This window comes from Spirosoma agri (genome assembly GCF_010747415.1).
In the GTDB taxonomy this organism is placed as follows: domain Bacteria; phylum Bacteroidota; class Bacteroidia; order Cytophagales; family Spirosomataceae; genus Spirosoma; species Spirosoma agri.
Genome location: NZ_JAAGNZ010000001.1, coordinates 1325972 through 1346782 on the forward strand (window position 1 = coordinate 1325972; position 20811 = coordinate 1346782).

At 48.5% G+C, this 20811-nt stretch carries 13 protein-coding genes; 3 read left to right on the top strand and 10 right to left on the bottom strand.

Annotated elements, in window-relative coordinates:
* Nucleotides 1-7: 7 nt before the first annotated feature.
* Entirely contained in the window at nucleotides 8-1618 is a 1611-nt protein-coding gene (locus tag GK091_RS05465; RefSeq protein ID WP_246202145.1) for a RagB/SusD family nutrient uptake outer membrane protein, read from the bottom strand.
* Nucleotides 1619-1631: 13 nt separating this feature from the next.
* Nucleotides 1632-4766, bottom strand: coding sequence for a SusC/RagA family TonB-linked outer membrane protein (locus tag GK091_RS05470; RefSeq protein WP_164035595.1), 3135 nt, complete (start codon nucleotides 4764-4766; stop codon nucleotides 1632-1634).
* A gap of 1213 nt (nucleotides 4767-5979) precedes the next feature.
* Here GK091_RS05470 and GK091_RS05475 point away from each other — a divergent pair.
* Nucleotides 5980-7323 carry an amidohydrolase gene (locus tag GK091_RS05475; protein ID WP_164035596.1) on the top strand — a complete coding sequence of 448 codons (1344 nt, stop codon included), beginning with the start codon at nucleotides 5980-5982 and terminating at the stop codon, nucleotides 7321-7323.
* A 71-nt stretch (nucleotides 7324-7394) separates the two neighbouring features.
* Here the strand turns inward: GK091_RS05475 and GK091_RS05480 are convergent, their stop codons facing one another.
* The gene (locus tag GK091_RS05480) at nucleotides 7395-8192 is read right to left on the bottom strand and encodes an SDR family oxidoreductase (protein WP_164035597.1); all 798 of its coding nucleotides are present in this window, start codon (nucleotides 8190-8192) and stop codon (nucleotides 7395-7397) included.
* Nucleotides 8193-8338: 146 nt separating this feature from the next.
* On the opposite strand from GK091_RS05480, the gene GK091_RS05485 reads away from it, so the two are divergent.
* Nucleotides 8339-9637 carry a DUF2851 family protein gene (locus GK091_RS05485; protein ID WP_164035598.1) on the top strand — a complete coding sequence of 433 codons (1299 nt, stop codon included), beginning with the start codon at nucleotides 8339-8341 and terminating at the stop codon, nucleotides 9635-9637.
* 74 nt (nucleotides 9638-9711) lie between these two features.
* Here the strand turns inward: GK091_RS05485 and GK091_RS05490 are convergent, their stop codons facing one another.
* From GK091_RS05490 to GK091_RS05515, 6 genes are all read right to left on the bottom strand, one after another.
* Entirely contained in the window at nucleotides 9712-11037 is a 1326-nt protein-coding gene (locus GK091_RS05490; RefSeq protein ID WP_164035599.1) for a Gfo/Idh/MocA family protein, read from the bottom strand.
* Nucleotides 11038-11120: 83 nt separating this feature from the next.
* Nucleotides 11121-11864, bottom strand: coding sequence for a 3-keto-disaccharide hydrolase (locus tag GK091_RS05495; RefSeq protein WP_164035600.1), 744 nt, complete (start codon nucleotides 11862-11864; stop codon nucleotides 11121-11123).
* 92 nt (nucleotides 11865-11956) lie between these two features.
* Complete coding sequence (locus tag GK091_RS05500; RefSeq protein WP_164035601.1) at nucleotides 11957-12883, bottom strand: sugar phosphate isomerase/epimerase family protein; 927 nt, start codon at nucleotides 12881-12883, stop codon at nucleotides 11957-11959.
* Nucleotides 12884-13079: 196 nt separating this feature from the next.
* Nucleotides 13080-14792, bottom strand: coding sequence for a RagB/SusD family nutrient uptake outer membrane protein (locus tag GK091_RS05505; RefSeq protein WP_164035602.1), 1713 nt, complete (start codon nucleotides 14790-14792; stop codon nucleotides 13080-13082).
* A 47-nt stretch (nucleotides 14793-14839) separates the two neighbouring features.
* Complete coding sequence (locus tag GK091_RS05510; RefSeq protein WP_164035603.1) at nucleotides 14840-18022, bottom strand: SusC/RagA family TonB-linked outer membrane protein; 3183 nt, start codon at nucleotides 18020-18022, stop codon at nucleotides 14840-14842.
* 68 nt (nucleotides 18023-18090) lie between these two features.
* Entirely contained in the window at nucleotides 18091-18897 is an 807-nt protein-coding gene (locus tag GK091_RS05515) for a FecR family protein (RefSeq protein ID WP_164035604.1), read from the bottom strand.
* A gap of 469 nt (nucleotides 18898-19366) precedes the next feature.
* Between GK091_RS05515 and GK091_RS05520 the strand changes: the two genes are divergently transcribed.
* The gene (locus GK091_RS05520; protein ID WP_246202146.1) at nucleotides 19367-20116 is read left to right on the top strand and encodes a hypothetical protein; all 750 of its coding nucleotides are present in this window, start codon (nucleotides 19367-19369) and stop codon (nucleotides 20114-20116) included.
* Between the two features lie 91 nt (nucleotides 20117-20207).
* Here GK091_RS05520 and GK091_RS05525 read toward each other — a convergent pair whose 3' ends face one another.
* On the bottom strand, nucleotides 20208-20408 hold the full coding sequence (locus GK091_RS05525) for a hypothetical protein (protein ID WP_164035605.1): 201 nt from the start codon (nucleotides 20406-20408) through the stop codon (nucleotides 20208-20210).
* Nucleotides 20409-20811 lie beyond the last annotated feature (403 nt).

Below are 20811 nucleotides of genomic sequence, written 5' to 3' on the forward strand. Positions count from 1 at the left end.
AAACCGATTAATAACCCGGATTCTGCTGCTTAGCCAATACGGGATTATTTGCAATTTCTTCCGTTGGGATAGGCCATAGAAAGCGGAAGTCGCTGTAAGGGATACCCGCCTGTAATCTGAAAGTAGTTGCAGGATTGTTTGTATATAGCGGAGCAAAGTTCGTAATCGCAATATCTGCTTTCGCTGGAATACCATCAGCCTGTTTGAAATCGGCATCCTGAGCTAACCGGTGAATATCTAACCAACGCAGACCTTCAGCCAGGAACTCAGGCCGGCGCTCATTGATGATCGCTCTGGTCAGGTTCTTGTTCGTTGCGAAACTAGCCGTCGTATACTGATTGGCGGCATCAGTTACCGACCGGTTGCGTACGGCGCTCAACAGAGCCAGTGCCCGTGTATCAACACCCGTACTTGTACGAGACAATGCTTCAGCCAGATTCAACAAGACTTCGGCATACCGGATGATCGGCGCGTTTTCTGTCTTTGTCGTTACGTCTGGATACTTGCGGGTGAAGTTACCACCTTTACCTGCCGAACCTGGTGTATCCGATGCAATAGCTGTTGAGGATTTACGCAAATCAGTGGATGGGAAAAACGATTGGTTCCACAAAATTGGGCTAATCAGGATGATACCCCGACCGTTGTTCGCACTCACTGCCGAGTACATAGAGGCAGGTGCACCATTGGTACCAGCATTGTCGACATCGTTGTTCTCAACTGAGAAAATTGACTCCGAATTGCTCTTATTTGCTGAGCCGAAAGCGCCCAGTGGACTGGATGTCAGCGCATAAGATCCTACTGAACTTGTGAACGGAGCCGATGTTGGAACCAGTTTATTGGCTTCTCTGATCACTTCTGCCCAGTTGTTCTGGTGCAGGCGAACCCGCGTTTTCAGAGCAATCGCTGCGCCTTTGGTTGCCCGGGTTATTTTCAGGTTTCCGGTGCGCGTATCAGGCAGTTTCTCTTCCGCGTAGTTCAGGTCTTCGATAATCTTATCGTAGGTTTCCGATACCGTATTGCGACCCTGCTGAATGGCTGCATCTACCGTGCTCCCTCCCGTAACGGCGGCTGTACGGTAAGGAACACCACCAGCGGCAGCCGTTGGGTTATCGCTGAAAGGACGAGCGAAGTTAACAACCAGATAGTGGTGTGCCATGGCCCGCAGGAACCGGCACTCTGCTTCATAGGCATCCAGTTGAGCCTGTGTCAGAGAGGCCGATACAGTAGCCGTTTTCAGACCGGCAATAACAACATTCGCCCGGTTAATCATGGCGTACGCATTCTGCCAGTAATAAACGTTGTTTGGCTGTGTAGGGTCGTAGTTGTTCTGATACGTTACCGCATAGAAGGTAGCCGCTAGGGCCATATCTTCGCCACGCATGTCACCCTGTTCCAGGTGAGCAGCACCAAACGCGTAACCACGAACGACATTACCGGCATAGAATCCGGATTGACCACCATCGTAAACACCCGCTACTGCCAGCGCAATACGATCGGGCGTCTGGAACGCAGTGGTCTCAGAAAGAGCCGTTTGCGGTTCCAGGTTATTCACGTCGCAGGAAGCCATGATAAGCGACCCACCCAGTAGTGTTAGTATATATTTATTCTTAAAATTCATGGAATAATTCGTTTTAAAAACCAATGTTTAAGCCGAACGTCATCACCCGCAACTGTGGGTTGGTGTTGAAGTCAATACCGAACTCACTATTCGTGTCACCATTCGCATTTGCTTCAGGATCCAGACCTTTGTACTTGGTGAAGGTGAATGCGTTCTGAACCTGCGCATAGACGCGGACTGTGCTAAGGGCAAACGCTCCTTTGGGCAGTACCGTTTTTGGGATCGTATAGCCTAAAACGATGTTCTGGATACGGATGAAGTCACCGTTTTCAACAAATCGACTGATGGCCACACCCGTTTGGTTGATGATACCACTCTTCGATAGATACACCTTTGGTACGTCTGTTACGTCGCCTTCTTTCTGCCAGCGATTGAGGATCTCACGACCGTTGTTGTTGAAATCGTTATTCAACAGCGTTTCCTGACGCGTTACGTTCATGAGCTTATTGCCACCAGAGAAGCGAACAAATACTTCCAGGTCAAGCCCTTTGTAGCTGAACGAGTTGGTCAGACCGCCGTAGTATGTTGGGTTCGTATTGCCCAGAATAACACGGTCGTTGGTTGCACTCAGGGCCGCACCGCTCGTATTGGTCAGGCTGTTCGGAGCCGTTGGATCAAAGTATGAATAACCGGTTGAAACAATATCCCGCTGTACAATCCGTCCATCGGCCTTGTAGTACATTGGGTTACCATTCGATTGGTTAACACCAGCATACCGGTAACCGTAGATCGATCCAACCGATTCGCCTACACGGTTGATGTTGTAGGTGTAAATAATGTCCTGATCGACGCCTTCGTTGTTTTTGTTCAACGCTGTTACCTTGTTATTCAGACCTGTGAAGTTGGCGCTCACGTTCCAGCGGAAACCATTGTGATTGACTGCTTCAACGCTCACGGCAGCTTCAAAACCTTTGTTGATCATCGATCCTACGTTCCGGTTGATCGAGTTGTTGGGAATACCCAGCGAACTTGGTGTTGGTGCTGCAAGAATCAACCCATCGATGTTGTTCCGGAAATAATCGAAACTAGCTGTGATCCGGTTGTTCAGGAAGCCCAAGTCGATCCCGTAATCTTCTTTCTGGCTGCGTTCCCATCTCAGTTCAGGGTTACCAGCCTGGTTGAAGCCAATACCGTTCTGCGAAGCATACTGAGCTGAACCATACGTACCTACGTATGGGAATGATCCAATATCGGTGTTGCCTACTTCGGCGTAGCTAGCCCGTATTTTGATGTCATTCATCACTCGACCTACGCTGGAGTTCTTGTAAAAATCCTCCTGCGACAGACGGTAGCCCAGCGATCCACCTTTGAACGTACCACGACGGTTGGCAATTGGCAATGACGAAAGTCCGTCATTACGAGCGCTGAACGACGCTAAGTATTTGTCGCGATAGCTATACTGAATACGACCGAAATAAGAATCAAAACCATTCGGCACGTATGTACCGCTCGACGTCTGAGTCGCATAAGCTCCTGAAATCAGACCATTTTGCAGGAAAAACAAATCCGAGAAACTCTGACCACCGGCTGTGAATGACGAGGTCGTCGTTTTCTGGAATTCTGTACCCAGCGTCAGGTTGATATTGTGGCCACCGAAATCATGGTCAAAATTCAAGACGTTCTGCCAGTTCCAGCGCAATACTTCCCGAGATACCTGACTAACTAAACCATTGCTGCCACGGCCATCACCATGACGAGGGTCCCACGACTGGAAGCTGCGAACGCCGGTATAATCCGTACCGATCTGTGTACGAAGGCTTAAGCCTGGAAACGGGTTAATCGACACGTAAGCACTTGGTAAAATACGGGTCGTTACCGCATTGAACTTGTTGTTGTCGATGACAAAACGAATGTTCGTGTAGTTGTTGTCGATATTCCGCGTATTGGCACCACGTCCTAGAACCGAACCATCCGGCGAGAGATTATAACCGGTAGCATTGGTTGCATCGTAGACCGGTACGTTTGGAAACAGGCGGGCGGCACCCGTCAGGTTCCCTGAAAGCGCACTTGAGCCCGTATTCAAACCGTTGTTTGTGGTACGCGCTACCTGAACTTTAGCCCCAACCGAAATGAACTTGTTGAGGGTGTGGTCGATGTTTGTCAGGAACGAGAAACGAGCCTGATCGTTGGGCCGGATAGCGCCCACTTGTTTGTTGTATCCTAACGAGTAATAATAGGTGGTCTTCTCACCACCACCCGAAATGCTCAGGTTATAGCTCTGTGAGGTACCCGTCCGAAGGATTTCGTTCTGCCAGTCTGTTTCGGTGTTATTGGCATCCATGGCCGCAATAGTCGCGCCACCCGAATTTGCACTTTTTTCGTTAGAGATGGCAACAAACTCCTGCGCGTTCAATAAATCGAGCCGCTTACGAGCGACCGACGTACCCCCCTGAATGTCAAGGTTTACACGAACGCCTGTATTTTTCTTACCTTTTTTCGTTGTGATCAGAATCACACCGTTAGCGGCCCGCGAACCATAAATAGCTGTAGCCGCGCCATCTTTTAGGATGTCATACGATTCAATATCCTGTGGATTGATGTCGCCTAATGGGTTCGTTGGCGTAACACCACTCTGGTTTCCTGTGATAAGCGGTATACCATCAACAACGATCAATGGGTTAGAACCCGACGAAATTGAGTTTGTACCACGAATCCGGATAACGGGGGCTTGACCCAATACACCCGACGGGGTCGACACCTGTACACCAGCTGCACGGCCAGCCAACTGCTGGTCAAAGCTAGGCGTTGCCAGGTTCGCAAGAGCACTTCCGTTCACGACCGAAATCGAAGATGTTACGCGCTGACGCTGCTGCGTACCATACCCGATTACGACTACTTCGTTCAGTTCTTTTGAATCACCTGCCAGCGCGACATCGAGCGTTGTGCGATTGCCAATGGCAGATTCCCGCGTTGTGTACCCAATGAAACTGAAAACTAGTGTTCCATTAGACGGAGCATTTAGTCGATAGCTTCCTTGCGAATCCGTTGTCGTACCGCGTTGGCTACCTTTTACCTGTACAGTTACTCCTGGTAAAGGAGAACCATCATCTGATGAAGTGACGCGGCCACTAACCGTTACATCCTGTGCCAGCACTGGCAAACAGAAAAGCAGCGAAAGCAGCCAGCTTCCCAATAAAATTTTGTGCATAAAACAGTATAAGTTAAAAACATAACACAATCCCGGAAACGGGGATACAAAGTTAGTGTTCGAATTAGTAAAATGTTTATCGGGACTTGCTTTTTTTTGTAATATTCCGATAAATCATCTTTGCCGAAGCGAATTTGATTAAAAAGTTGAAATTCGTGTCGTACAAGATATTAATGAAATTTTTTGGTTACTTAATATGCCTTGTAAAACAGGATAAAATGTAGTCTTTCAAAGTTTTTAGCACGCTGTTTCTTGCTGACATCGATACGATATAATACCAATTAGTTAGCGTGGATGGCTGAAAATTCGAACGGAATTACAGTGACTACCTGCTATAATAGGCTGGTTAGCAGTTGATTGACGAAGTGAGCTGTGTTTCTTGTTGTGCTCTCTTTTTTACGAGCCCACGCACTAATTGACTTTCGATAAAATGATAGAAACACTTAGGGAGCAAGAAGCGAAAAACAATAAGCATAATTTTTAATGTATATTTAATTTTATTTTATTCTAATATTTACACATATATTAGAATATATATTGGTAAAAGATAAAAAAAATAATATAATATTCTTCAAATAAGTGTATATTATTACATGTTCATTGGGTTATTAATTGTACATTTTAAGGACGATGCCTTGTTGTGTATTTAAGTAACTATCAATTAGAAGACTACAAATTGCTTGGATGGAATTTGACCGGTATTACCCCTCTGTTTTATTTTATGCAGGTCTGTGCACTGTACCTATAGTTCATGCCTGACTGCTTATCTCAGTTATAAACAGCTATGATCGGCTGCTTTGAATGAAAGAATTCTGTCTACTTTGTTGCGCAAGGCCCCGCTTGTTCTGAGAATTTATACCCAACTCATGTTAATCGAAAGCCGGAGCAAATGAAGTGACATCACGTATCACTACCAGTTTGGATTGCCTCTGTTAGTCGTCGATACACGCTATGGTTCCTTTCCAACTAACACCGACTAAGTGTCCATCGTATATCTATGTACGCCATCATTATTTTAAAACGAAATTGAAAAATACTAACGATAGAATACTGATACTATAACCATCAAGATAGTTAGTTGAGGGATGAATTATTTTGTTATTTTTGATATTGTCTATTAAAAAGAATTAATCAGGAGGAAAATTTGATAGTATATATGGATTAACCATAAATTGCATTTTTAGCGTAGGAATTATAAAAATTGAACAATTTGATGACAAAGTATCCATTATTTGTAGCCGCTATGGCATTAAGTGGTTTAGCCACGCACACGGTTTCAGGACAGACGACAGCCTTAAATGCGCGAATGGATAAAACAGCGGAAAGCCTTGAAAAAAAAGTAGTCGCTTGGCGCCGTGATTTCCACCAGCACCCTGAACTGGGTAACCGCGAATTTCAGACAGCCGCTAAAATTGCCGCTCACTTACAGTCGCTCGGTATCGAAGTAAAAACCGGCGTTGGTAAAACGGGCGTTGTCGGATTGCTCAAAGGTGGTAAGCCCGGTCCCGTGGTTGCGCTACGAGCCGACATGGACGGATTACCCGTAACTGAGCGTGTCGATTTACCGTTTAAGTCGGAAGCACATACGGAGTACAACGGACAGCAAACGGGCGTTATGCACGCGTGTGGACACGATACCCATGTAGCCATGCTGATGGGTGCGGCTGAAGTACTGGCGTCGGTGAAAAGTGAACTGAAAGGAACGGTAAAGTTTATTTTCCAGCCTGCCGAAGAAGGCGCACCAACGGGTGAAGAAGGTGGCGCTTATCTGATGATCAAAGAAGGCGTGCTCGAAAACCCCAAAGTAGATGCTATTTTCGGATTGCATATCAACTCGCAAACTGAAGTCGGTACGATCAAATACCGGCCTGGCGCAACGATGGCTGCTGTCGATTCGTATGCCATTAAGATCAAAGGGAAACAAACACATGGTGCTGCGCCGTGGTCAGGCGTTGACCCCATCGTAACGTCGGCGCAGGTCGTTATGGGTTTACAGACCATCGTTAGCCGGAACCTGCCCCTTACCGAAAATGCGGCTGTCGTGACGGTCGGTGCCATTCACGGCGGTATCCGGCAGAACATCATTCCGGAAGAGGTGAACATGATTGGCACCATTCGCTCGCTGGACAATGAAATGCAGAAAACGATCCACCGCCGGATCAATGAAATTGCTACGAACATTGCCGAGAGTGCCGGGGCAAAAGCAGAGGTTAAGATCGATGTGATGTATCCGGTTACGTACAACGACCCTAAACTGACGGATCAGATGGTACCGACGCTGGAAGCAATAGCCGGAAAAAACAACATCAAATTGACGCCTGCTCAGACGGGTGCCGAAGACTTTTCATTCTTCCAGCAAAAAATTCCGGGCTTTTTCTATTTCCTGGGAGGGATGACGAAGGGCAAAAAGCTTGAAGACGCTGCGCCCCACCACACCCCCGATTTTCAAATTGATGAAGGTTGCTTTGTGCTGGGTATGAAATCGCTTTGCCACCTGACCGTAGATTACATGGATCAGGCCGGAAAAAGCAAAGGTGTTGCCGTTAGCGGTAAATAAGTCTGATTGAACACGAGGTCCCAACGAACACAATGGCGATAATCAGTCTTGTGTTCGTTGGGACCTCACTTTTAAGCACCTTCCCGGTTGCGCAGAATGCGCGAAAGCAGACCTGGCAGGAATCGTTTGAGGTAAATGCCGTAGATTTCTGACCCGCCAATATAGACTTCCTCTTTTCTCTTGGCCACTGCCCGCAAAAGCCGTTGCGCAAATGTATTGACGTTCATGCCCTGTGCCTGATTGGCATCCATTTTATTGTGAACCTGCCCATCAGCATTGAGTGCGTGAAGTGAAATCGGTGTTTTAATATAACCGGGGCAAACGATTGTGACGTGTAAACCTGCGTTGTAGGTTTCGGCCCGTAATGAGTCGAAAAATCCGTGCAGTGCGTGTTTACTCGCGCAGTAGCCCGAACGCTGTTTTGTGCCCAGTTTCCCTGCTACGCTACTCGTCACGACGAAGTGCCCGCTCTTTTGGGCTAGCATCGTTGGCAACACGGCTTTCGTCATTGCCACGACGCCGAAGAAATTCACGTCCATCAATTGCTTATACACTGCAAACGCCGTGTCAGCAACCGCGCTTCGCTGAGTAATTCCGGCGTTTTGAAAAACGTAGTCGATTCGCCCAAACCGTTGACGTACGGTGTCTACATGATCAGGCAAGCGATCAACGTCGGTCATATCCATCGGCAATACTAGTAAATCGAATTCGGGAAGGCCCGTTTGAGCCGCTACCCGTTGCAACTCGTCAACGCGACGGGCTGACAACACGAGTTTCGCGTTTTGTTTTCCCAGATGAAGGGCAAGTGCCTCGCCGATACCCGATGAAGCTCCCGTGATCCAAACGACTTTCTGCGAAAATGTATCCATAAAATCAGGCAAGGGTATTCTGCAAAAGTACAACTACGCAATCTACTGTTTAGTATATACTAATTTGTAAATAGTTTATTTACCTTTGAGTATCCTCTGAACCGAAAACGAGCCTTGCTACTATCTACCGTCAATGTTCTTTCGCTGTGCCCGAAGCTTTTCTGTATTTCATCTGGCAGTACCAATATTTCACGACAAACAGCCTGACCACTACCGATGGCGAATCGGTGCAGGTACTGCATCCCGGCTTCCGTAATCTGGATTCTGGTCCCGATTTTTTCAATGCCCGGTTGCTGATCAATAACGTCGAATGGGGCGGAACGGTCGAGATGCACAGCCGTACATCGGATTGGCTGGTGCATCGGCATCAGAACGACCGGGCCTATGATAATGTCATTCTGCACGTTGTCTGGGAGGACGATCGAATAGCTACTGGTCGTCGGGTGGATCGGACTAATGGCACACCGTTGCCAACGCTGGAAGTTGTCCCATTGATTGACGCTATCCTGATCGATCGTTTTAAACTACTGGCTGAATCAATCGATTCGATCCCGTGCGCTGGTCAGTTTCGGTCGGTTCAGCCGCTGCGTGTGACTGCCATGCTCGATAAGGCGATGTTTCAGCGTTTAGAACGTAAAGCGGCTGGTGTGCATGCGGTATTTGAGCAAACGAATGGTGACTGGGAGGAGACGGCTTACCGCTTACTCGCCATCAATATGGGCTTTAAGATCAATGCGGAACCGATGGCGCAGCTTAGCCGGGCCATACCGTTGAAATCGATTCTGAAACTTCGCGATGTGTTGATCCAGGCCGAAGCCATGCTGTTCGGTACGGCGGGCCTGCTCGAAAGCGAGGACGAGCCAGACGAGTACGTAACCATGCTTCAGCGCGAGTATCGGTTTCTATCGGCTAAATACGGGCTTATCGATAAACAGGTGGCGGCTCATGCCTGGAAGTGGGGCCGTTTGCGACCGGCCAATTTCCCAACGTTACGGCTGGCTCAATTGGCCCGCTTGCTGACCCATCATGCCAGTTTATTTTCGCTGTTTATCGGCACCAGCGATGCGGAGGCTTTACTGAAGGCCCTTCAACTGGCCCCATCCGGTTATTGGCATTCACACTATCGATTTGGGAAAGCAACGGATAAAGTAGTGCCTACGTTAGGTGTCAGCTCGGCGGCAACGATCGTGATCAATACCGTTGTGCCGTTGCTGGCGGCTTATGCCAATCACCGGGGGCAGCCCGCTTTTATGGATCGGGCCATTGGTTTACTAGAGCAATTGCCAACTGAAAAAAACCGCCTGACCGACGGTTGGGAGGAACTTGGTTTGGGTATGCGCACGGCTTTCGACTCGCAGGCTGCTATCGAACTCCATAACGAATTCTGTTCCGTTAAAAAGTGCCTGAACTGCCAGATCGGCGCAGGACTGCTGAAAACTATATGATATAGTATGTATGATATATGATGTCTCAGTCAAAATACATCATGCATCATACATACTATATCATACATCCAGAATTAGCTGATAATCATATCCTGTTTGGTCGAATCCCAGGTCACGCGTTTGCCTGTGTGCAGGGCCGTTGTCGCCATGATATTAGCGACCGAGTGATTGAACCCAACGCGGGCGGGGGCATTTGGCTCCTTGCGACTGCGTACACATTCCATCCAGTTGAGCATGTGTAGTGAGGTCATCGGATCACCACCCGTGTTGGCGGAGGTTTCCATTTTTGCCCCCTGGCCAAGCGACATAGTAGGCAGTAAATTCGCCTGCATGTTCATGTCTTTGGCATATTTAGCTTCCAGGCCACCCTCCGGCGAAATCTTGTTCGTATCGAGGTTGATCATACCGCCGTTCGAGTAGTAATATTCCTTAACCCCGCCCGCTTCGTTGTTCATCCGGGAGGAATAAAGCACCTGAAATCCTTTGGTTTTGTCGTTGTCAGGGCCGTAATCGAATACCGCCGTGAACGTATCGGCATTGACGCGGCCATCTTTCCAGCTATATACGCCACCATTGGCAACGACCGAACGCGGATGATCTAATCCACTGAACCAGTGAACCGTATCGATCTGGTGCGACATCCACTGACCCGGAATACCGGACGAGTAGGGATAAAACAACCGGAATTCGAGGTATTTGCGCGGGTCCCAAGCCGTCTTCGGGCGATTCAGTTGGTAGCGATCCCAGTCCGTATCTTCCTTCCGGATCTCGGATACCAGCTTGGGCCGACGCCAGCGACCAGGCTGATTGACGTTCCAGGTCATTTCGACCATCGTAATATCACCGAACTTGCCCGATTTAATAAAGTCGTTGGCCGAGTGATAGTTTGGGGCAGAGCGTCGCTGCGAACCAACCTGTACGATCTTTTTGGAGCTTTCAACAGCTTTAACGGCCTTGCGCGCATCGTCGAGCGCTTCGGCAAACGGTTTTTCGCAATAAGCATCCCGTCCCGACTCAACAGCTGCTACGCAATGCAGAGCGTGCTGGAAATCGGCGGTGCTGATGATAACGGCATCAACATCTTTGCGGTCGAGCAGTTCGTCGTTGTTCCGGGCTTTGAAGAATGAACTGTCATTTAAGCCCTTACCTTTTAAGTACTCTTCGGCTTCATCGCGACGACGGCTCCAGATGTCTGAAACGCCGACAAACGCAAAGTTTTGCGCTTTGGCATGTTCAGCGAATGCAGGTGCCAGCGATTGACGGAAACGATCCGAGAAGCCGATGATTCCTACGCGGACCCGGTCATTCGCACCTAAAATGCGGGCGTAGCTACTGGCCGAAAAGCTCATGCCGAGCCCAGCCAGTGCTGATTTTTTTATAAACTCACGACGGTTTTCCATGTGATTCAGGATGTTAGGGTCTGACGTTAGCTACTACACAAAGACAAGCGCCCTGAGAATCTAACGTCTGTTATCCGGCATCTTTAAAGGGTTTTGATTTTAATGTTCCGGTATGATACCTTGTTGCCGTGATCTTGTAGTAAGATGTGACCTTTCGGTGCTTCACCGAATCGACCGTTGGCATTGTAGTCCGGCGTTTTGTATTTGCTCATAGCTACCAACTCCCGGAACTGGTCACTACCCCGTTCGTATTCCACCACTTTCTTACCATTCAGCCAATGCTCGACGTGTTTACCTTTCGAGACAACGCGTCCCGTGTTCCAGTCGCCAATTGGGTGGGCCTGCTTTTCCTTGGCCGGAATCAGATCGTACAGTGAGCCAACCGTGCGGTTACCATTGCGACCAAGCTTTGCATCCGGGTGTTTATCATCGTCCAGCACCTGAAATTCCAGTCCGAAGGCCGATCCTTTCGGTTTCGGATAATTCTCGACCACAAAATACTTAACGCCACTATTCGCCCCTTCGGTCAGCTTGAAATCGAACATAAGGTCGAAATCACCGTACTCGTTCGTGGTTAAAATGTCGCCGTAACTTTGCGATTCGGAGCCATCGGATTGCTGAATGGTCAACAGACCATCCGAAACATCCCAGCCTTTCTGGGGAAATTTGTCTTGGTAAGCTCCCCGCCAGCCGCTGGTCGTTTTTCCGTCGAAAAGCAGTTGCCAGCCGTCTTTCTTTTCTTTTGTGGTAAGCGTGTTCGGCGTTTGTGGTGTTTCGGCAGCGAGCAGCGTAGTCAGGAGGAGCCCTGTCAAAAGGAGTTGTTTCATGAATATTTAGTAGGTAACTGAGCAAATTGTGACTTAGTGAATCGCAAACTAATTAACGGTTCTCTTAGTCGAAAATAGCGGATTAAAGTCAGTTACAATGGGAAATTGAGTGTTTTCGTAATGTAGTCTTTATTGATCTGAGCGCATTGGGCAGCCGTTTTATCTTTTTCCGGCACACCATCCAGCTCAATAATGCCCCATCCTTTGAAGTTAATCTCATCCAGCGCTTTAAAAACCGCCGGAACATCCACATTACCACGACCCAGCTCAACAAATTTGTACGCTTTCGGGTCGTTGGGCTTGTCGGGTAGGGGCGACATGGTGTCTTTCAGGTGTAGGGCATGAATGATGCCCTTGTACTGTTTAACCGCCTTCTCGGGTTGACCACCGCCTTGCTTGTAGTGAGCAATGTCGAGCAGGAGTTTCGTGTATTTCGGATTCAGCGTCTGCACGATTATGTCCACCTCTTCGGGTGTTTCACCGAGTTGGTTCATGTGGTTGTGGTACGTCGCCTGAACGCCCAGATCGGCGGTTTGCTTGCCAATTTCGTTCATAACAACGGCCAGCCGTTTCAGCTCCTCGGTTGTGGGCAGCCGGTCTTTCTGGCGCAGTGTATTGGTCATCTGAAGCGCCGAACCGCCTAAGGCTTTCACAAAACTGGCGTGGGCCACGTGCATATCGATGGTGCTTTGCTCCTTGGCAGGGTCGATCTCCACGTTGCCGCTCGAGAACATAGCCAGCGTCAATTTATGCTGATCGAGCAGGGCTTTCAACTCCGACGGTTTGGCTTTATAAGGGCCAAACGTATTAGCCCGCAACTGAATACCCCGGTAGCCCAGCGTAGACAGATCGGTGATGGCCTGCGCGTCATTGCCGCCCCAGGTAATGGCCGAGTAAGCGATTTTTAAGCCTGACGGCTTTGCCCCATACGCAAACAGTTTATTGGCCCCGACAGACAGTGCCAGTGCCGACAAACCGGCTGTGGTGAGAAACTGTCGTCTGTTCACCGTCTTGTTCATAATAAAAAGTGACTAGTCAGTATGAGCCGATGGATACGGATACTGCGTGTGAAAAAATCGTTTTCCGTACCTGAATAAGCGTAAACAGGTCGTGTTCTACTGATACGTAAATGGGTAGTTGGGGTAGATCGGTAACCGGGTGGCTGTGAACCTCGATTACGTAAGTACCTCAATTACCCATTTACCCGATCACTTACTAATAACCTGGATTCTGTGGAAACCCTGGACTGCCATCGGCGGCTTTCTCCGACCGGTCAATTTGGGTTTGCGGAATGGGGCGAAGGTTATTCGTCTCTTTTACATTTACCGCACCTTGGGGGTTGTAGAGTTTAACCCGCTCTACCAGATTTCCCCAGCGTTTTAAATCCATCCAGCGTATCTGTTCCCCCATTAATTCACGACCGCGTTCCTCCATCAGGAAATCCATCGTAGCATTATCGGACTTGATTTCCATCGCTGCTTCTTTGCCGGGCCAGGCTGCCCGCCGACGTACTGCATTGATAGCCGTAGCCGCTTCTGTTGTTTTTCCTAACTTAATCTGAGCTTCGGCCAATATCAGGTATGTTTCGGCTAAGCGGAACGCCAGATAGTCGCGGCTACCAGGCTCATACGTTTTGTCAGGACGAAGTGGATCGAAAAATTTTTGAAGTGGCAAAAACAGAGTCTCCGTATAGGCACTAGGTACCAGAACCTGATAGGGTTTTTTTGCCCGTTCGGCCAGCGGCATTTCGTAGCCGGGAATAAAAATGGCTGTGTCACCCGCTTTGAACGTAACGGTTGATTTCGATTTATCGAAGGCCGTGTTAAACGTGCCTGGATTGTTGCTTAACCAGGTATCACGAAACGACTTTTTATACCGCGAATCATTGACGCGATCCTTGAAAACAGTTTCTAGAGCGTAAGTTGTTGGTCGTAGGCGCCTAAAAGGACGATCATAAAAAACATCCCGAACCATGCCTGCCTGCGTATCATACTGCATGCCGAAGAATAGATGAAGGTTATTACCCCCGGTGTTACCCCCCGAACTGGCTAATGGCGATGAGGCCGCATTGGTCAGCGGATCAGACGTATACTGGACCGCGAAAACTACTTCATCATTAATTTCGCCTGCTCCCTGCGCAAACACACTCGCAAAATCGGACAATAATTTAAACCCATAGTTGGCAATTACATTCTGAGCATAGGTCGCGGCTTTGGCGTAATCATCAGTTGCTTTTGCTGATGATGTTGCTTTTGTGAGGTATACACGAGCCAAAAGATGCTCCGCAGCCGCTTTTGTGGCACGGCCATAATCCGACGACCGGGCCTTGTTTTCTAAGTCTGGCAATGCCGACTCAAGGTCAGACAGAATCGCTTTGTAAATATCGGCTTCGGTGGCCCGGCTGGTTTTTTTTGTAGGGCCCAGCGTTTCCGTTAAACGCAAGTCAACCCCACCCCATTGTTGTACCAGAATAAAGTAATAGTGTGCGCGAAGAAACTTAACTTCCGCTACCCGCTGCTTTTTTAGCGCGTCACTAAGTCCCGTTGCTGCCGGTGCCCGTTCGATAACCGCGTTGCACGTGTTGATGCCTCGGTAAAGCTCTTCCCAAACGCCCTGTAAAATATCGACAAAACTATTTAGCTGGGTATCGTAGAAATGGAAGCCTTTGTAACTCCCGTCAGAACCGGTCGTATACAAATCCGTACCGAATTCCGTCATCGTCAGGCCCTGCTGTGTTGCGTAAAAACTTCGTAGTGGAGCATAAGAAGCTCGGGTAGCATCCTCGAAACCCTTTGGGGTGTTGATATAATCATTCCCAATGCTGGAAATAACTTTCTCCTCCAGTACGTTTTTACAAGATTGGCTAACCAGCATAAACGCTAGTACGCCAAGCGTACAAACTGATTTTTTTATATGTATACGGTTCATTTTTTTCAGGAATTAAAAGTTGCGTCAAACAGCCTCGTGCAGTACGGTCAAAATTTAACATTTAAGCCGAAGGTCGTTATCCGGGTAGCAGGCGTAACATTATTATTGATTGTGCCATCGGCTGTTTCCGGATCGACACCGTTGTATTTCGACCGATACGTCGAGAAGATGAACGGCTGCTGAATACTGGTAAAGACACGTAGCGATTGCATACCTAACTTCTGAGTTAACTTTGACGAGAAGGTATACCCAAAATTGATATTACGAACTTTCACGAATGTACCATCGAAGTAAAATAAGGCGGAGTTATTGACAGGGAATTCCTGGTTGTGATTGGGGCGCGGAAATTCATTGGTCGGGTTATTCGGCGTCCAATAATCCACTTTGATTTGATTATATCGACCGGCCAGCTGATTGTTATCCCGGTGGAATCCGCTCAGGATTGTTTGGCCAAAACGTCCATATACGAAGAACGATAGATCGAACCCTTTGTAACTAAAGCGGTTGGTAATCCCAGCACTAAAGTTGGGAATATCTGAACCCAGGAAGACACGGTCATCGGCAGTAATTTTGCCGTCTTTGTTGGTATCCTGTATTTTAATTTGCCCAACCGCACTTTGGTATGACTTCGCTGCATCGGCTTCGCTCGTCTGCCAAATACCTGCCTTCTTGTAATCAAAATAAGCCGTTAATGGTTTGCCAATAAACCACTTGTTGCCGAGGTCATCAACAGCACCGTTGTAGAGGGAAATAATGGCTTCGTTATTTTTGGTGAAGGCGAAATCCGTTGTCCACTTAAACCCACCTTTTGAGTTAACGTTTACCGTCGATAAACTAATTTCGACCCCCCGGTTGCGGGTTTCGCCGACGTTTTTTGTAACAGCGTTAAAGCCAATAGACTGAGGTAACTGGTCAGACAGTAGCAGGTCGGTTGTATTGGTTTGATAGAATTCGATCGAACCGGCTACGCGTCCCCGCCACAGGCTAAAGTCCACACCAATGTTTGACGATGTTGACGTTTCCCATTTTAAATCAGGATTGCCAATCGTACTAGGGCGATACCCATAAGCTGCCGTATTGTTCCAGGCATATACGGTACGGCTCAACAAGCCCTGTGTCTGATACGGAACTACCCCCTGGTTTCCTACAGAACCCCGGCTAACCCGTAACTTTAACTGATCGAGCCATGTAACTTCTTTTAGAAAATCTTCATTATTGATATTCCATGCCAGGGCTATACCCGGAAAGTTACCGTATTTAGTGTTTTCACCAAAACGGCTTGACCCATCCCGACGGAGCGTAGCGGTTACCAGGTATTTGTCTTTGTAATCGTAGTTAATCCGGCCCATGAACGAGTTGAGCGTCCATTGAATTAAATTGCTACCGACACCCAGCACTAGGCTGGCATTCCCTACATTGTTGTATTGCTGCGTTTCGGCCGGAATACCTTGTACGGATAGGTTACTGTATTCAAAATTATCCCGCTGAATGGATTGTAGTGCCGTTATGCCTATATTATGATCACCAAACGTCTTGCTATACGTCAGGATATTTTCCAGTGTATAATTGAATCCAAACTGATTGTTGTTAGACGCCGTTGGGTCACCACCCTTCCGGTCGTTCGTTTGGGAGCCAGTAAAGCGACCTGCGCGCGAAACGGAAAAATCGGGGCCAAAATTGACGCGATACTTCAAGCCATTAATGATGTTGGCCTCTGCATAGATGCTGTTGAAAATGCGGTATTTCTTGATTTGGTCTACCTGAGCGCCCGGCACAATTTCTGCCAGTGGGTTAGTCAACAGGGCATCGTTGGTAGGCGAGAAGATGATGTTGCCGTTATCATCATAGGGCCTGCCAAGTGGGTTTTGCGAAAGCGTGAAACCGTATGGATTAAGATTGGCTCCATTTCGAAGGCTGTACATCATATACGAAGAGACACCGACTTTGATCACCTTATTGATTTGATGATCAATGTTGGCCCGCAATGAATAACGCGAGTAATCTAGGCCAGGATTAATGCCTTTGTCGAGAAAATAACCAGCGGAAATATAGAACTGTGTTTTTTCGGTTCCCCCCTGAATGCCAAGTGAGTGATTTTGTTGAAACCCCTGCCTTAGGATCAATGACTGATAGTCGGTGTTCCGATTGGCGGCAATACCGGCGGCTACAGCAGGGTCTCCCCCTAGAGGAGCAACGTGGGCGTCTGCATAAGCATCCGCTACACCTGTTGGTACGGGCTTTCCATTGGCGTCATTATACTCATTGGTAGACCGGTAAGCTTCCCGTACGTATTCGGCAAATTCTGGGCCATTGAATAGGTGAACTTTGTCTAACGGATCTGTAACGCCCGCGTAGGCATCATAGCTGATCGTCGTCTTTCCGTTGTTATTGCCCCGTTTGGTTGTTACCAGTACGACGCCGTTAGCACCTCTGGCCCCGTAAATTGCAGTTGCCGTAGCATCTTTTAAGATTTCCAGCGAGGCAACATCGTTTGGATTCAGGTCTTCGTAACCACCCGAGGTAAAATCGAATGGACGAGAGCCCAACAATTCATTTCTATCTCCAGTAAGCGGAATGCCATCGACAACATACAGCGGGTTATTACCGGCATTGAACGAACGACGGCCCCGAATCCGGATCGTCGGTGTTGAGCCTGGCTTACTCCCGGATTGCGCTACATCTACACCTGCGACACGGCCCTGCATTGCCTGACCTATGTTCGTAATGGGTTGTTCGGTAATTTGCTTCGCCGAAACCGATGAAATAGCACCGGTCAGCTGGCTCTTCTTTTGAGTACCATACCCGACAACAACGACTTCGTTCAGAGACCGGGTATCTGCCTGAATCGTTATGTTGACCGCTGAACGGTTGCCGACACTCACTTCCTGCGAAAGAAAACCGACTGAAGAAAAGACCAGAACGGCCTGATCGTTAGGAACATTGATGCGGTAATTGCCCGATGCATCAGTCGTCGTACCACGGGTGGTTCCTTTGACGGCTACGTTTACACCCGGTAATGCGGTATTGTCATCGGATGACAGTACTTTTCCTGTGACAGCACGTTCCTGCATCGGATTTTCCAAGGCCAGTTTCTTGGTTGGCGGAGCACTGAACACTGGCTGGCTTACCAGCGAAATTGCGGCCAGACCGAGTAGTGGAAGCCAGGTCCGCTGTACGGCTAACCGACGGCCAGACGGCAGCCTGGGCTGATTGGTAATTGTGTTTTGCATTAAGAGTAAGAATTAAGGGTTTAAGAAAGCAATAGGGTACACTGATATTGGGTACTGTTACTAGAATACTATTGAGGTAAATCCTGTACTGATCCGGCTGCTATTTCAACCGAGTCGCCGGGATTGAGCCGTATCGTTTTTTGTTGATGGAGTAGTAAATTCACCTGCCCCGATTGTAGGGCAACCCGCGTACAGCCGGGGCCTTGCTGAACCCGGAAGGTCGTACCCAGCGCTTCGACGGTAAGATCGGGCGTATGCACCCGAAAGAGCCGGGCCGACGTTGTATCCTCACGATGCGCTACGGCAAAATCGGCTTCGCCTTCCAGCCAGACAGCCCGTGGCGTTTCTTCCGACCATTGGCGTGCGAAACCGCGCCGGTCATACCGAAGCTGGCTGTTGGCATGAAGACGCACGGTTGAGCCGTCGGGTAAATTGATGGTGCGGGGCGGTCCGGCAGTTGTCTGGATGGTTTTGATGGATCGACCCGGCCCGTATTGTATCCATAATGCCCACCCCAGGAGGAGTATGACACCCAGCGTAGCCGCAACCGTCCGTAGAAAATACCACCAGCCGACCACGGCCCGTACATCGGGCTGCAATGGCCGTAGGTCTTCCATTGTCTGAAGCGATTCGCGGATACGTCCCCAGACAGATGAAGTTTCGTCCGGCGTTAAGGAAGAACTGCTGGAACGCGAGGCCGTTTCGACCAGTTCACGCGCTACCTCAACCGTATCCGTACAATCTGGATTATGAGACAGCCAGATTTGCCAATACGCCACAACCTCTTCGTCGGTTGGGTGTTGCACCCAGCGAACGAACAGGTCGTCGAGGGCGAATTCCTCGGCGGTGTAGGCTGAATATGGCTTGTGAGACACGATTTGTATAGCTGCTAAATGTCGACTAAAGAAAATCCACTAAGGGTTTCTACTCATAGATATTCTGGTTCCAAAACCGCCTTGTTCACGAAAAAGAACAGGGTCGGTGTTTAATGTGCTGATGGTTAGGTAGGTGTGAGGGTTGCATCAGTTATATCGGCAGTCAAATAATAAAAGGTTCGATCGTTATTTGTTTTAACGGTTTTCCTGAAACGGTTACGGGTAAGCTGATAATTTATGGTAGTTTAGCAACTGCTGACCGGGATTATAACTATTAAGGTGATTGCCAGTTATGTAGTCTAGTTCGATGGCTGAGAAAGTAAGTAACGGTCATTTACTACTAATCAGATAAAGCGCGTTGTCATTTCTGGCAAAAAGAGGTCGTGGAAGATTTACCCCTCACTGTTATGAACCCCCTATGCCGGAGTCGGCAGATCACTGCATGCTGAGTATACGTATAGTCTCTTTTTTGTTTGTTTTAAGTCTATTAGGCCGACTTTGTGTTGCTGGTTCTACACAGGCGCAGATTCAGTTGCGCGATACGCTGGCTGCCAAGAGCACAAAACCTAACCCGCTTACCTTTACTGCTTCGACCGATCAACGATTTTTCTTTTTCAGCGATACGCGTAACGACAATGGTCGGCGGATACCAGTGAGTGTTTACGGAATACGGGCGGGCTTTCTGTTTCCACCGAAGCAGGATCGCCCAGCACTCCAGGGAGGTCGGTCTGCCAGTTTCAAGGCTGGCGCAGGCTTTTATTTTATCAACCAGCACCTCGACCGGCCCGGTTTATTGCCCAATACGTCCGAATCTGTAACGCGCCATTTGCGTATTGCCACGGTTTACTACGAGCGCTATTGGCTTCGACGAAAAGCGTTTGAAATCAGTACACCCATTGAGTTTGGGTACGGACACTCCCGCTACGAGCGAAATGACGAGCAATCGAACGAAGTAGCCCGTGGTATATTTTTGCCGCTTGGCGTCGGTGTATCAGCCGCCTATCAGTTCCCGGCCATACGCTGGCTAAAACCAGTACACTGGTTCGGACTGAATATGCTGACCGGCTACCGGTTTATTCTAAAAAGAGATATTCCCGAAAGCCAGATTAATTATACCGGTTTCTACATCTCGGTCGGTCCTTCGTTCTTTCTCGAAAACCTAACGGCCGATGTAAAGGCCTGGCGGCAAAAACGGAAAAAGAAGAAAGCCGCGCGTTGAATCGGGGTGTTCTATAGGCGATAAGTTAGGCCCAGCGCACAAAGTTGCCTGCTACCAATGGTAGTTGACTGGTGTGATCTACGTGCCTTGCTTATGATTTGCTTTCATCGGCCTGCGTTGTGTCCGCATCTTCGTCTTTCGTCATAACCAGTTCTGTCCTGATCCCGTGATCGGAATAACGCTCTTTATTCTGGGTGAACAAAGGACCCGTACTGGTACCAATACCGCATAACGCTAATGTAATCAGGCACAAGAGGATGACTGCTTTCAGCAGTTTTCTGAGATGGTTCATACCAATAAACGAATGAATTGATGCTGTTTCTAAGCAGCACATCGGATGGAGTAATTGGGAGAGGACTACCCGCAAACAGGACGGATACGGGCAAGCTAGACGCCGGGAGAAACGGAAGCTGGCTCTTCGGAGTCGGCTGGAGCGGTCTTGATGGGTAAGAGAAAGGAAATCTGTTTGCTAACGACGAATCGATCGTCGCTTCTGCTCAACTTGTTGGCAACTAGTCTATTGTACGTGAGCGTCGCTAGTGCCAGGGAATGTCTTTTGTTTGGGAACGCTGGTGTTTGGTCAGGAGAAACAGCCGTTATACCTATACTTGTTTGCTGGCTCGGTTCCTGTCTGTTTGTAGCGAACAGTTCTGTATGTACTACCGCTTTTGAGCGACTTTGATTGTCGCTGACAT

Bases quoted from the DNA above. Each gene is read 5' to 3' on its own strand.
- GK091_RS05465 (WP_246202145.1), bottom strand. From the start codon at position 1,618: ATGAATTTTAAGAATAAATATATACTAACACTACTGGGTGGGTCGCTT.
- GK091_RS05470 (WP_164035595.1), bottom strand. From the start codon at position 4,766: ATGCACAAAATTTTATTGGGAAGCTGGCTGCTTTCGCTGCTTTTCTGT.
- GK091_RS05475 (WP_164035596.1), top strand. From the start codon at position 5,980: ATGACAAAGTATCCATTATTTGTAGCCGCTATGGCATTAAGTGGTTTA.
- GK091_RS05480 (WP_164035597.1), bottom strand. From the start codon at position 8,192: ATGGATACATTTTCGCAGAAAGTCGTTTGGATCACGGGAGCTTCATCG.
- GK091_RS05490 (WP_164035599.1), bottom strand. From the start codon at position 11,037: ATGGAAAACCGTCGTGAGTTTATAAAAAAATCAGCACTGGCTGGGCTC.
- GK091_RS05495 (WP_164035600.1), bottom strand. From the start codon at position 11,864: ATGAAACAACTCCTTTTGACAGGGCTCCTCCTGACTACGCTGCTCGCT.
- GK091_RS05500 (WP_164035601.1), bottom strand. From the start codon at position 12,883: ATGAACAAGACGGTGAACAGACGACAGTTTCTCACCACAGCCGGTTTG.
- GK091_RS05505 (WP_164035602.1), bottom strand. From the start codon at position 14,792: ATGAACCGTATACATATAAAAAAATCAGTTTGTACGCTTGGCGTACTA.
- GK091_RS05510 (WP_164035603.1), bottom strand. From the start codon at position 18,022: ATGCAAAACACAATTACCAATCAGCCCAGGCTGCCGTCTGGCCGTCGG.
- GK091_RS05525 (WP_164035605.1), bottom strand. From the start codon at position 20,408: ATGAACCATCTCAGAAAACTGCTGAAAGCAGTCATCCTCTTGTGCCTG.